This is a genomic window from Streptomyces sp. NPDC043685, assembly GCF_056436585.1.
Genome location: NZ_JBWKCH010000012.1, coordinates 23,466 through 35,315, shown reverse-complemented (window position 1 = coordinate 35,315; position 11,850 = coordinate 23,466). Strand labels below are relative to the sequence as shown.

At 72.7% G+C, this 11,850-nt stretch carries 11 protein-coding genes, 1 pseudogene and 2 riboswitches; of the genes and pseudogenes, 6 read left to right on the top strand and 6 right to left on the bottom strand.

Features of this window, described 5'->3' with window-relative positions; genetic code table 11:
* Positions 1 to 107 precede the first annotated feature (107 nt).
* The 3 genes from AC0665_RS32805 to AC0665_RS32795 all read right to left on the bottom strand — a co-directional run bounded on the left by AC0665_RS32805 (position 108) and on the right by AC0665_RS32795 (position 3,509).
* Positions 108 to 908: an enhanced serine sensitivity protein SseB C-terminal domain-containing protein gene (locus AC0665_RS32805; RefSeq protein WP_363118259.1), complete on the bottom strand. Its 801-nt coding sequence runs from the start codon at positions 906 to 908 to the stop codon at positions 108 to 110.
* 169 nt (positions 909 to 1,077) lie between these two features.
* On the bottom strand, positions 1,078 to 1,866 hold the full coding sequence (locus AC0665_RS32800; protein ID WP_478608933.1) for an enhanced serine sensitivity protein SseB: 789 nt from the start codon (positions 1,864 to 1,866) through the stop codon (positions 1,078 to 1,080).
* Positions 1,867 to 2,831: 965 nt separating this feature from the next.
* Positions 2,832 to 3,509, bottom strand: coding sequence for an AAA family ATPase (locus AC0665_RS32795; RefSeq protein WP_478706437.1), 678 nt, complete (start codon positions 3,507 to 3,509; stop codon positions 2,832 to 2,834).
* Positions 3,510 to 3,730: 221 nt separating this feature from the next.
* Positions 3,731 to 3,830: riboswitch (glycine riboswitch) on the top strand.
* Positions 3,831 to 3,938, top strand: a riboswitch (glycine riboswitch). It begins immediately after the preceding riboswitch.
* A gap of 39 nt (positions 3,939 to 3,977) precedes the next feature.
* On the opposite strand from AC0665_RS32795, the gene gcvT reads away from it, so the two are divergent.
* The 5 genes from gcvT to AC0665_RS32770 all read left to right on the top strand — a co-directional run bounded on the left by gcvT (position 3,978) and on the right by AC0665_RS32770 (position 9,027).
* Positions 3,978 to 5,099 carry a glycine cleavage system aminomethyltransferase GcvT gene (gene gcvT / locus AC0665_RS32790; RefSeq protein WP_468413149.1) on the top strand — a complete coding sequence of 374 codons (1,122 nt, stop codon included), beginning with the start codon at positions 3,978 to 3,980 and terminating at the stop codon, positions 5,097 to 5,099.
* 104 nt (positions 5,100 to 5,203) lie between these two features.
* A complete protein-coding gene (gcvH, locus tag AC0665_RS32785) occupies positions 5,204 to 5,581 on the top strand; it encodes a glycine cleavage system protein GcvH (protein ID WP_468413151.1) in 378 nt (125 codons plus the stop codon).
* A gap of 14 nt (positions 5,582 to 5,595) precedes the next feature.
* Positions 5,596 to 6,858: a serine hydroxymethyltransferase gene (gene glyA / locus AC0665_RS32780; RefSeq protein ID WP_468413152.1), complete on the top strand. Its 1,263-nt coding sequence runs from the start codon at positions 5,596 to 5,598 to the stop codon at positions 6,856 to 6,858.
* Positions 6,859 to 6,980: 122 nt separating this feature from the next.
* Positions 6,981 to 8,348, top strand: a complete 1,368-nt coding sequence (locus AC0665_RS32775; RefSeq protein ID WP_468413154.1) for an L-serine ammonia-lyase — start codon at positions 6,981 to 6,983, stop codon at positions 8,346 to 8,348.
* Between the two features lie 121 nt (positions 8,349 to 8,469).
* The gene (locus tag AC0665_RS32770; RefSeq protein WP_478706436.1) at positions 8,470 to 9,027 is read left to right on the top strand and encodes a GH25 family lysozyme; all 558 of its coding nucleotides are present in this window, start codon (positions 8,470 to 8,472) and stop codon (positions 9,025 to 9,027) included.
* A 72-nt stretch (positions 9,028 to 9,099) separates the two neighbouring features.
* On the opposite strand, the gene AC0665_RS32765 is transcribed toward AC0665_RS32770, so the two are convergent.
* The 3 genes from AC0665_RS32765 to AC0665_RS32755 form a co-directional block, all read right to left on the bottom strand.
* On the bottom strand, positions 9,100 to 9,762 hold the full coding sequence (locus tag AC0665_RS32765) for an NADPH-dependent F420 reductase (RefSeq protein WP_478706435.1): 663 nt from the start codon (positions 9,760 to 9,762) through the stop codon (positions 9,100 to 9,102).
* A 175-nt stretch (positions 9,763 to 9,937) separates the two neighbouring features.
* Positions 9,938 to 10,150 carry an EF-hand domain-containing protein gene (locus AC0665_RS32760; protein WP_010041731.1) on the bottom strand — a complete coding sequence of 71 codons (213 nt, stop codon included), beginning with the start codon at positions 10,148 to 10,150 and terminating at the stop codon, positions 9,938 to 9,940.
* Positions 10,151 to 10,209: 59 nt separating this feature from the next.
* Positions 10,210 to 11,124: a MerR family transcriptional regulator gene (locus AC0665_RS32755; protein ID WP_478706434.1), complete on the bottom strand. Its 915-nt coding sequence runs from the start codon at positions 11,122 to 11,124 to the stop codon at positions 10,210 to 10,212.
* Between AC0665_RS32755 and AC0665_RS32750 the strand changes: the two are divergent.
* Positions 11,123 to 11,844, top strand: a pseudogene (locus AC0665_RS32750) (GNAT family N-acetyltransferase). The gene AC0665_RS32755 and the pseudogene AC0665_RS32750 overlap by 2 nt on opposite strands.
* Positions 11,845 to 11,850: the final 6 nt, after the last annotated feature.

The following is an 11,850-nucleotide window of genomic DNA, read 5'->3' as shown; positions in this document are numbered from 1 at the left end:
GGATGAATCGGGGCACTTTACGCAGACTAGGCGTTTCATCCTCTATCTACGCGCGGAGACGCGCCCGGGTCCCCCTCGAAGGGGGAGGCGGGCGGGAGGGCGAGGTGTCAGTACCTGCCCGGGGCCGGAGGGTATCCGTAGCCCGAGGCCGGGGCCTGGACGGGGGCCGTGGCGTGCGCCTCGCGGTCGTAGAAGGGGCGGGCCTTCGCCCGCAGCCACATGGCGACCGGGTCGTGCTCGTCGGACATGGCGACGGTCGACACGGGCAGCCCGTCGGGCACGGCGCCGAGGGACTGCTGCATCATCGCGCGCACGGAGTCCACCGCCGGCGGAGACGTGTCGTACACGTCCAGTCCGATGGCGAGGTACGGCGCTCCGAGCGCGGGCTGCACCCAGGCGCGGCGCAGGGAGCGGACGGCCGGGGTGCGGTGGGCGTTCTGCGCGAGCAGGGCGTAGAACTGCGGGATCTCGATGGCGGGTTCGGACAGCCGCAGCGGGCCGGCGGGCTGGCGGTCCAGACCCGTGGCGATTCTGCGCAGGTCGAGCCAGGGGATGCCGACGCCGCCGCCGGGCGCGTGCGGGTTGAGCCAGAGGCCGAAGTGGTCGGGATAGAGGGCGCGGGCGACGTCGATCCCGTCGACCACCTCGTACGAGCGGTTCCAGCCGCTGGCGGAGAGCTCCTGGGCGGAGGTCACACACGGGGCGTAGCCGAAGCCGTCGACGTCCATGTTCCCGTACTGGGCGTCGGGCGAGCCGGCCTGCCCGTGCCACAGGAGCATCCAGACCTGGCCGCTGTGCGGGGTCGCGAGCGCGCGCAGGAGTGCCTCGTAGGCGTCGTAACGCCCGGGCGTGACCTGGCGCAGCATGTGCTCGACCTGTCCGGCCGCGGCCGTGCCGCTCGCGCTCACCTTTACCGCCCCTTCGTACAACACCTCGACGGTGCCCTAGCTTAAGCCCGTGACCGGCCCCCGGGACTGGTGCCGTCAGGCGGTGCGGCCCGCGGGTGGCGGGTGGTGGAGCGCGCCCGGGCGGCGCGGTCGCACGACGACACGGCCCGGCGCGCCTCGGACGGCCGGGCTACCGCTGGTAGAAGGGCCGGACCCGTTCCCTCATCCAGGCGCCCACCGGGTCCTCCGTCACGTCCAGGAGCACCAGGTTGACCTGCCAGGGGGCCGGGACGGCGGTGACGGCCCGGGTGAGGGCCTCCAGTGGGAGCGCGCGCAGGTCGCCCTCCCACTGGGAGAGTTCGACACCCACGAACATCACGGGCTCGGCGGTCTCGATGACGGCTAGGCAGCGTCGGGCCGTGACGACGACGCCGGTGGCCTCGAACTCGGCGGACGCGGCGGCCAGGAAGTCCACCGGGTCGTCCTTCCAGTCGGGCTCGAAGAGGCGGACCCGGCCGCCGCTCGCGGGGCCGTCCAGCGGGGTCCGCCCGGCCCGGCACACCTCCGCCACGGCGGCCGGCGGGAGCGGGATGCCCACCACACCGCCCGGGTTGATCACCATCCCCGCGTGCGGGGGCAGGCCGCGGGCGAACTCCACGGCGGGCGCGATGGTGTACGACATGTGCGAGCCGACGACCTGGCGGAACTGCTCCTCGGAGCTGAACACCGGCACGAAGGCCTGACCCTCGATCTCGATGCCGGGCAGGTCGAGGGGGCCGCTGTGCGGACCGCCGCCGTTGGGCAGCGGGACCCACACGAAGCTCCGGCCGAGCACCTCCACGATCCGCCCACCGGCCGCCGGACCGGCGCCGAGGGAAGCCGAGAGCACCTCCTCCAGCTCGTTGCCGGGCCAACCGCCGTGCGGGTGGGTCTGCGTCTGCGCCGGAAAGTCCGCGGAGAAGTCCGCCGGGAAGTCCATCTGCCTACCGCCTGCCTGGAACCACTGCTGTGGCTCAAAAGGCTAACGGCTCGAAGAAGCGAGGGCCCGGCCGCGGGCCGGGCCGGTCCTCGAACCGGCCGGGCCGGGTCAGCGGGCCGGGCCGTATCGGGTCAGCGGGCCGGAGCGAGTCGGCGGACCTGGCCGTGGACGCCGGTCCCGGTCTGGCCCACAGCCGACCCGAGGTTCGGCCGGGAGGCCCGGCAGTGGACGGCGGGCCGGGCGGGAACGAGTCAGCGGGCCGGTCCGGATCAGCGGGCCGGGGCCGACGCCGGCCAAGAGCAATCGGCAGACCGCACCCCGGACGCCGGTCCCGGTCGGACCCACAGCCGACCCGAGCTTCGGCCAGGAGGCCCGGCAGTGGACGGCGGACCGGGCCGGATCGGGTCAGCGGGCCGGTCCGGGCCAGCGGGCCGGTCCGGGCCAGCGGGCCGGTCCGGGCCAGCGGGCCGGTCCGGGCCAGCGGGCCGGGGCCCACGCCGGCCCGGAGCCAGTCGGCAGACCTCGCCCCGGACGCCGTTCCCGGTCGGACCCACAGCCGACCCGGGGGTTCGGCCGGGAGGCCCGGCGGTCGACGGCGGACCGGGCCGGATCGGGTCAGCGGGCCGGAGCCAGTCGGCAGACCTCGCCCTGGACGCCCGTTCCGGTCGGACCCACAGCCGACCCGAGCTTCGGCCAGGAGGCCCGGCAGTAGACGGCGGACCGGGCCGCGTCGGCCGTCCGGGGCGGATCAGCGATCCGGACCCGATCAACGGTCCGGAGCGAGCCGCTCCCCTTTCCCCCCGCGCCAATGCGACGCGGCCCGCTGTTCGGGCCCGGCCTTCCGGGTGAGCTCGGCGTGCGGTGGCGGGCGCGATCCGGTCGGCAGGTCGGGCCGGCGCGGCTGGGGCGGCGGGGGTCGTTGTCGGCGGCCCGATGGCCCCGGCCGGTGAGCCGGTTCTGTGTCCTCAGCGGCCGGTGAAGCCGATTCGGTGCAGGGCGTTCGCCGTGTCGCGGTCGGCGAGGACGGCCGAGCCGCAGCCCGCGGGGAGCTCCCCGCGCTCCACCGCGCGCAGCAGCCGGGTGCTCGCCGCGCGGTGGCGCAGGAACGCGTACCGCGTGACGCCGCGCCCCCGGTCGCGCTGGCCGGCCAGGGCCTGCTCGGGGGTGACGTCGAGGATCAGCAGGTGCAGTGTGCCGCCCCGGCGGCGGGCCTCGCGGGCCAGCCAGCGGCGGACCCAGGCCTGGGTGCCGCAGTCGTGCACGACGACGCCCTCACCCGTGCGCAGGGCGCGCCGCAGCCCGGCGTAGTGGGCGAGCCGGACGAGCGGGCGGTAGAGCGCGTAGGGCAGGGCGCGCGGCACGCGGCGCTCCCAGCGGTCGCGGGCGTCCTGGGAGTCGATGCGCCGGCCCGGCACCGTGCGCCGCATCAGCGTGGACTTGCCGCTGCCGGGCAGACCCGTGACCACGACGAGGTCGCGGGGGCCGAACAGCAACGCGCGCGGGCCGCGCCCGGCACGGCCGCGCAGATCGCGGACGACCGGTGCCGGCGCCGGAGCCGGGGCGCGGACCGCCCGGACCGGAGCGCCGGCCGGCTGCTCGGGCAGCGCGATGCCCGTCGTCGCGTACGCGGTGGTCCTGTTCACCGTGATGTCCTCCCCTGGGGCCAGGTACGGAGTCCCATCCCCGCCGAGTGTAAAGAGAAGGTAATGCCGCAGGCCTCTCATTTACGTTCGCGTCCTGCAACAGGGCTGCTACAGGTCGCGGCACCGCGGGGGCGGGACTCGTGCACTCCCTGTGAAAGGTCCCCCTGCCGCGCCGGAAGGATGCGTGCAATGATGTGCCCGCCAACTGCATACCGGCCGTTTGAATCCGCGCGGGAGAGTTCCCAGCACCGCTGACGCTGGGGCGCCGAAGGAGCAAGTCCCTCCCTTGAATCTCTCAGGCCCCGTTACCGCGCGGGCGAGGCACATCTGAAAAGCGGGCCGCTGCGACAGCGGCTCCACCCAAGGTGCAAGCCATGGACCCGTGCGGTCATGGCGAACCTCTCAGGTTCCGATGACAGATGGGGAGGAACGACCTCGCCCCGTCATCGCCCTGGGAGACGACCGACCGTGAGCAGTACAGGAGAACTCCGTCACACCGCGCTCGATGCCCTGCATCGTTCGCTCGGCGCGACGATGACCGACTTCGCCGGCTGGGACATGCCCCTGCGCTACGGCTCCGAGCGCGACGAGCACACCGCCGTGCGCACGAGGGCCGGGCTGTTCGACCTCTCCCACATGGGCGAGATCACCGTCACCGGGCCGCAGGCCGCCGCCCTGCTGGACTACGCCCTGGTGGGCAACATCGGCGGTGTGAAGCCGGGCCGCGCCCGCTACACCATGATCTGCCGGGCAGACGGCGGCATCCTGGACGATCTGATCGTCTACCGCCTGGGCGAGACCGAGTACATGGTCGTCGCCAACGCCTCCAACGCCCAGGTCGTCCTGGACGCGCTGGCCGAGCGCGCCGCCGGCTTCGACGCCGAGGTGCGCGACGACCGGGACGCCTACGCGCTCATCGCCGTCCAGGGACCCGAGTCGCCCGGGATCCTGAAGTCCCTGACCGACGCCGACCTCGACGGGCTGAAGTACTACGCCGGGCTGCCCGGCACGGTCGCGGGTGTCCCGGCCCTGATCGCCCGTACCGGTTACACCGGTGAGGACGGCTTCGAGCTGTTCGTGAAGCCGGAGCACGCCGTCGAGCTGTGGCAGGCCCTGACCAAGGCCGGCGAGGGCGCCGGGCTGGTCCCGTGCGGGCTGTCCTGCCGCGACACGCTGCGCCTGGAGGCCGGCATGCCGCTGTACGGGCATGAGCTGACCACCTCCCTGACGCCCTTCGACGCCGGTCTCGGCCGCGTGGTGAAGTTCGAGAAGGAGGGCGACTTCGTCGGGCGCGAGGCCCTGCGCGAGGCCGCCGCCCGGGCCGAGTCCCGGCCGCCGCGCGTGCTGGTCGGCCTGGTCGCCGAGGGCCGCCGCGTCCCGCGCGCCGGGTACGCGGTCGTCGCCGGCGGCGAGGTGATCGGCGAGGTCACCTCCGGCGCCCCCTCCCCCACCCTCGGCAAGCCGATCGCGATGGCGTACGTCGACGCCGCGCACGCCGCGCCCGGCACGGCCGGCGTGGGCGTGGACATCCGGGGCAGTCACGAGCCGTACGAGGTCGTGGCGCTGCCGTTCTACAAGCGGCAGAAGTAGACACTGGCCAGGGGGCCGCCACCCGCGGCCCGGCCACCGTCGCACCGGCTCATCAGCAGTCCCCCCTTCCACAGCACTCCCGCGCGTACAGGAGAATTCAGGCCATGAGCAACCCCACTGAGCTGCGCTACAGCAAGGAGCACGAGTGGCTGTCGGCCGCCGAGGACGGCGTGTCGACGGTCGGCATCACGGAGCACGCGGCCAACGCGCTCGGCGATGTCGTGTTCGTCCAGCTTCCCGAGGTCGGTGACTCCGTGTCCGCCGGTGAGACCTGCGGCGAGCTGGAGTCGACCAAGTCGGTGTCCGACCTGTACTCGCCGGTCTCCGGTGAGGTCACCGAGGTCAACGAGGACGTCGTCAACGACCCGTCGCTGGTGAACTCGGCCCCCTTCGAGGGCGGCTGGCTGTTCAAGGTGCGGGTCACGGACGAGCCGGGCGACCTGCTCTCCGCCGACGAGTACACCGCGTTCTCCGCGGGCTGAGGAGTCGTAGCCGTATGTCCGTCCTGAACACACCCCTGCACGAGCTCGACCCGGCCGTGGCCGCCGCGGTCGACGCCGAGCTGCACCGCCAGCAGTCCACGCTGGAGATGATCGCCTCGGAGAACTTCGCCCCGGTCGCGGTCATGGAGGCGCAGGGCTCGGTCCTCACCAACAAGTACGCCGAGGGTTACCCGGGCCGCCGCTACTACGGCGGCTGCGAGCACGTCGACGTGGTCGAGCAGATCGCGATCGACCGGGTCAAGGAGCTGTTCGGCGCCGAGCACGCCAACGTGCAGCCGCACTCGGGCGCCCAGGCCAACGCGGCCGCGATGTTCGCGCTGCTCAAGCCGGGCGACACCATCATGGGCCTGAACCTCGCCCACGGTGGTCACCTGACCCACGGCATGAAGATCAACTTCTCCGGCAAGCTCTACGACGTGGTCGCCTACCACGTGGGCGAGGACGGCCGGGTCGACATGGCCGAGGTGGAGCGCCTCGCCAAGGAGTCCAGGCCGAAGCTGATCGTGGCCGGCTGGTCGGCGTACCCGCGGCAGCTGGACTTCGCCGAGTTCCGCCGGATCGCGGACGAGGTCGGCGCGTACCTGATGGTCGACATGGCCCACTTCGCCGGGCTGGTCGCGGCCGGGCTGCACCCCAACCCGGTGCCGCACGCGCACGTGGTCACCACCACGACCCACAAGACCCTCGGCGGCCCGCGCGGCGGTGTGATCCTCTCCACGGCCGAACTGGCCAAGAAGATCAACTCCGCCGTCTTCCCCGGTCAGCAGGGTGGTCCGCTGGAGCATGTGATCGCCGCCAAGGCCGTCGCCTTCAAGGTCGCCGCCTCGGACGACTTCAAGGAGCGCCAGCGCCGTACGCTGGAGGGTGCCCGCATCCTGGCCGAACGTCTGGTGAAGGACGACGTCCGGGCCGTGGGCGTGGACGTCCTGTCCGGCGGCACGGACGTGCACCTCGTCCTGGTCGACCTGCGCCACTCGGAGCTGGACGGCCAGCAGGCCGAGGACCGCCTCCACGAGGTGGGCATCACCGTCAACCGGAACGCGATCCCGAACGACCCGCGTCCGCCGATGGTGACGTCCGGTCTGCGGATCGGCACCCCGGCCCTGGCCACCCGCGGCTTCGGGGCCGAGGACTTCGCCGAGGTCGCGGACGTCATCGCCGAGGCGCTGAAGCCGTCGTACGACGCGGATGCCCTCAAGGCCCGGGTGAAGGCCCTGGCCGACCGGCACCCGCTGTACCCGGCTCTGAACAAGTAACCGGCACAGCACCACAAGCGGCGCACAACGGCCGCGAAGAAACCTTTCGGGGGCCGCGCCGGCCACAAGCGGGCGCGGCACCCACCCCTTTGGCACCACCCCCGTAGTCAGGAGTTCCCCCCGTGGCCATCTCGGTCTTCGACCTGTTCTCGATCGGCATCGGCCCGTCCAGCTCCCACACCGTCGGCCCGATGCGGGCGGCCCGGATGTTCGCCCGGCGGCTGCGCAACGAGGAGCTGCTGGCACCTACGGCCAAGGTCCGCGCGGAACTGTACGGTTCGCTCGGCGCGACCGGGCACGGCCACGGAACGCCCAAGGCCGTGCTGCTCGGCCTGGAGGGCGACTCCCCGCGCACCGTGGACGTGGGGAGTGCCGACGAGCGGGTGGAGGCGATCAAGGCCGGCGGCAGGCTGAACCTGCTGGGCGAGCACGAGGTCGCGTTCTCCTTCGACGACGACATGGTCCTGCACCGCCGCAAGACCCTGCCGTACCACGCCAACGGCATGACGCTGTGGGCATACGACGCCTCCGGCGCGGAGCTGCTGACCAAGACGTACTACTCGGTCGGCGGCGGGTTCGTCGTCGACGAGGACGCGGTCGGGGCGGACCGGATCAAGCTCGACGACACCGTGCTCAAGTACCCCTTCCGCACGGGCGACGAGCTGCTGCGCCTCACCGAAGAGACTGGCCTGTCCATCTCGGCGCTGATGCTGGAGAACGAGCGGGCCTGGCGCTCCGAGGAGGAGATCCGCGAGGGCCTGCTGGAGATCTGGCAGGTGATGCGGGACTGCGTGGCGCGCGGCCTGTCCCAGGAGGGCATCCTGCCGGGCGGTCTCAAGGTGCGCCGCCGGGCCGCGAACACCGCGCGCAAGCTGCGCTCCGAGGGCGATCCGCTGGCCCTGTCGATGGAGTGGATCACCCTGTACGCCATGGCGGTGAACGAGGAGAACGCGGCGGGCGGCCGGGTCGTCACCGCCCCGACGAACGGCGCCGCCGGCATCATCCCGGCGGTCCTGCACTACTACATGAACTTCGTGCCGGGCGCCGACGAGGAGGGCGTGGTCCGCTTCCTGCTCGCCGCGGGCGCGATCGGCATGCTCTTCAAGGAGAACGCCTCGATCTCCGGCGCCGAGGTCGGCTGCCAGGGCGAGGTCGGCTCCGCCTGCTCCATGGCCGCGGGTGCCCTCGCCGAGGTCCTCGGCGGCTCGCCCGAGCAGGTGGAGAACGCCGCCGAGATCGGCATGGAGCACAACCTCGGCCTCACCTGCGACCCGGTCGGCGGGCTGGTCCAGATCCCCTGCATCGAGCGCAACGGCATGGCCGCGGTCAAGGCCGTCACGGCCGCCCGCATGGCGATGCGCGGCGACGGCTCCCACAAGGTGTCCCTGGACAAGGTCATCAAGACGATGAAGGACACCGGCGCCGACATGTCCGTCAAGTACAAGGAGACGGCCCGCGGCGGGCTGGCGGTGAACATCATCGAGTGCTGAGCCGCTCCTGGCCGGCGGAGGTGCCGGCCAGGAGTTGACGTTTCCCCGTCAAGCCGCAGCAGCCCGTGCCATGGTGGTGGGCATCAACTCCCCTCCCCCACCAGCACGTCAGGGAGCTGCCATGCTGCGCGGCATCGATGTGAGCGCGTACCAGTCCTCGGCCTACGGCACCGAGGGCCTGTCCTTCGTCTTCGTCAAGGCGACGGAGGGGCGCTCCTACGTCAATCCAAAACTCGCCGCCCAGGCCAGGCGGGCGCGCGACGCCGGGCTGGTCGTCGGCTTCTACCACTTCCTGTGGCCCGGCAACCTCGGCGCCCAGGCCGAGTACTTCCTGAGCAAGGCCCCGGACCGGGCGGGCGACGTCCTCGCCGTCGACTGGGAGACGACCGGCGAGGGCACGCACGCGAGCAACACCGAGAAGGACCGGTTCCTGCGGAAGCTCAAGGAGCTGCGGCCGGACAACCGGGTGGTGCTCTACTGCAACCGGCATTTCTGGCTGAACGTCGACACGACCTCCTATGCGGGCGACGCGCTGTGGATAGCCGACTACGTGAGCGCGGGCAAGCCCCGGATCAAGGCCCCCTGGCGTTTCCACCAGTACACCGACGATCCGCTGGACAAGAACGTCGCCGACTTCGGCAGCAGGGCCGCCCTGCGCGAGTGGGCCGAGGGCGCCTGACCTAGGGCGTGTCCGTTAAGTCCCTCCTGCCCCTCCCCGGACGGACGGACGGAGGCACTTTACCGACACGGCCTAGCCGCGGAAGTCCGGCGTGCGCTCCGGGGACGCCTCGGCCAGGGCCTTGATGACCGCTTCCACGCCGCCGCGCAGGCCGTAGACCGGGGTGCCGGGCTGCTGGCGCCAGGAGTCGTCGAGACCGCCCGCGTCGACGGTGTCGAAGCCGAGCGCGTCGATCAGGTCCCGGACCTTGCGCTTGGCCGCCTCGTCGTCGCCGGCCACCGGCAGGGCCATGCGGTCGGGGTCGCCGGCCGGGAGCGGGCGGTCCAGGATGTCCTGGGCGAAGGTGCCGTTGAAGGCCTTGACCACCGGGTGACCGAGCTGGCGCTCCGTCCAGCGGCTCTCGGTCAGGCCGTCGTCCTCGATCGCGGCGATCCTGCCGTCGCGCTGGCGGGGGTAGTAATTGCCGGTGTCGATGACCACGAGGCCGTCCGCCGCGCCGTCGAACAGACCGGAGGGAAGGTCCGGGACGGCCTTCAGCGGGATGGTGACCACGACGATCTCGGCGCCCCGCGCCGCCTCCCCGACGGGAACGGGCGTCGCGCCGGTCTCCTCCGCCAGGGCCGTGAGCGTCTCGGGGCCCCGGGAGTTGGCGACGGAGACGTCGTGACCGAGGGCGGTGAGCCGCCGGGTCAGGTTGCCGCCGATGTTGCCCGCCCCGATGATGCCGATCTTCATGTCCTCGCCTTGCCCTTCCGGAGATGAACAGCGCCTCGTGAAGCCTTCGCGAGAAGGGTCAACCCGCGGGTCGGGCCCGCTATTCCGGGCTGTCGCGGGCACGGCGAGGGGCCCGGTCCGCCATGACGGACCGGGCCCCTTCGCCCGGTGAACCGGCGCTCCGGCGAACCGGCGCCTACTTGTTCAGGTAGGCCCAGAACTCGTCGAAGCTCAGGCGCTTGTCGCCGTCGAGGTCGCGGGTCTTGATGACGACCTCGGCGACCGACTCGGTGACGTTCCAGTCACCCGACCGGGCCAGGGCGGTCTTGAACTCGGCAGCGGTGATGAATCCGTCACCGTCCGTATCGATCCGCTCGAACTGCTTACGTGCTTCCTCGATGTCCGCCACCGATCCGCCCCTCATCTCGTGCTGTACGTCTTCGTGACGCAGGTCTGACGGAGGTCAGGTTAACCGGCCGTGTGCGCCTCCAGCGCGGCGACCACCCAGGCGAACTCCTCGCGGTACGCCGCCTCGGGCCCGGCGCCCTTCACGACGGCAAGCAACTCGCGGTAGCGGGCGACCTGGTGGGTGGCGTGCGACCGCAGCCGGGCGAGCACGGTGGCGGGGTCGGCGTCGCCCAGCAGGTCGCGCAGCACCCCGGCCGCCTGCGGGGAGCCGGGGGCGATCCCCCGCTCGCGGGCCTCGGCTCCCAGCCGCACGAGCCGCCGGGAGAACCACAGGGACGTTCCGGCGGGCGTGTCATGCCCCCGGTCGGCCGCGTTGAACTCGGCGACCCTGCGCATCGCCGCCCGGAAGTCCGGGTCCTGGAGCATCTCGGCCAGCTCCAGCCAGGCGTCGACCTGTTCGGGGGTGGGCTCCTCGGGCAGGTCGGCGGCGGTGCTCCGCATGCGGGCGCGGATCACCGGGTCCGCGGTGTCCAGTCCGTGGAACACCTCGTCCACGAAGTCCTCCAGGATCCGGCGCCGTTCGGCCGCCGACAGCCGGGCCAGTCTGTTCACGAGCGTCATCTCCTCCGCGCCGGACCCCCGCTTCGCCACGGTCGACAGCACCGCACGGGTCACCTTGAGCGACCGGATCTGCGCGTCCAGCGCGACCACGTGCGCCGCTGCGACCCGCGCGACCGTCGTCTCGCCGGACAGGACCCGGCGGACGTCGCCCAGGCCGAGACCGAGCTCGCGCAGGGTGCGGATCAGCTCCAGCCGCGCCACGGACGCCGCGTCGTACAGCCGGTAGCCGCCCGCGGAGCGGGCCACCGGGGGCAGGGCGCCCTCGTCGGACCAGTAGCGGATGGTGCGCACGGTCAGTCCCGTGGCCCGGGCCAGGTCGCCGATGGTGAGCAGTCCGGTGCCGTGATCGGTCATGTCTGCGAGTGTGGACCCTCCAGCGGGTGGATACTCAAGGAGCGCGGCGGTGACGGACAGCCTGGGGGACATACTCGACGCGGCGGCGCGGGGTGTCTTCCCGCCGCCGGACGGCGGTACGACGATCGTGCCTCAGCCCTCTCCCCGCGACGCGGGGGTCCTGGCGTTCACGGCGCACTCGGTCGTCTTCACCGACGAGGACCCCGGCTGGGTGCGCGACGTCCTGGCCCGCACCGACTGCGACGCCCTCGCGGCCACGATGAACGCCCGTTTCCTGACGGCCCTCATGGAGCGGACGGGGCGTGCGTCGGACACGGTCGACGTGCTGCTGACGGGTGCCGCGCTGCCCGGAGAGCCGCCGGCCGGGCTGGTGGATCTCGGTGATCCGGGCCATCCGCGTGTGGTGTCGGCCCGCGGGCGGCGTGACGGGGTGCGGGTGTGGACGGCGCAGGGCGGGGTGCTGGTGCTGGGCCGTGGGGTCGCCGGGCGGTGGGAGGTCGCCGTCGAGGTGGAGGAGGGGGCGCGCCACCGCGGCTCGGGCGGCGGCTGGTGACGGCGGCGCGGCAGCTGACCGGGGGCGCGCCGGTGTGGGCGCAGGTGTCGGCGGGGAACGCCCGCAGTCTGCGGGCGTTCCAGGCGGCCGGCTACCGGCCGGTGGGCTCGGAGGTGCTGCTCAGGGCCGGGGTGCGTGGTGGGGGTCGTTCCCGCACACGCGGGTGAGCCCCG

What these genes read in the sequence shown, in the direction of transcription:
- gcvH (WP_468413151.1), top strand. Translation starts at nt 5,204, where the DNA reads ATGAGCAACCCCACTGAGCTGCGCTACAGCAAGGAGCACGAGTGGCTG.
- glyA (WP_468413152.1), top strand. Translation starts at nt 5,596, where the DNA reads ATGTCCGTCCTGAACACACCCCTGCACGAGCTCGACCCGGCCGTGGCC.
- AC0665_RS32800 (WP_478608933.1), bottom strand. Translation starts at nt 1,866, where the DNA reads ATGGACTTCCCGGCGGACTTCTCCGCGGACTTTCCGGCGCAGACGCAG.
- AC0665_RS32755 (WP_478706434.1), bottom strand. Translation starts at nt 11,124, where the DNA reads ATGACCGATCACGGCACCGGACTGCTCACCATCGGCGACCTGGCCCGG.
- AC0665_RS32770 (WP_478706436.1), top strand. Translation starts at nt 8,470, where the DNA reads ATGCTGCGCGGCATCGATGTGAGCGCGTACCAGTCCTCGGCCTACGGC.
- AC0665_RS32765 (WP_478706435.1), bottom strand. Translation starts at nt 9,762, where the DNA reads ATGAAGATCGGCATCATCGGGGCGGGCAACATCGGCGGCAACCTGACC.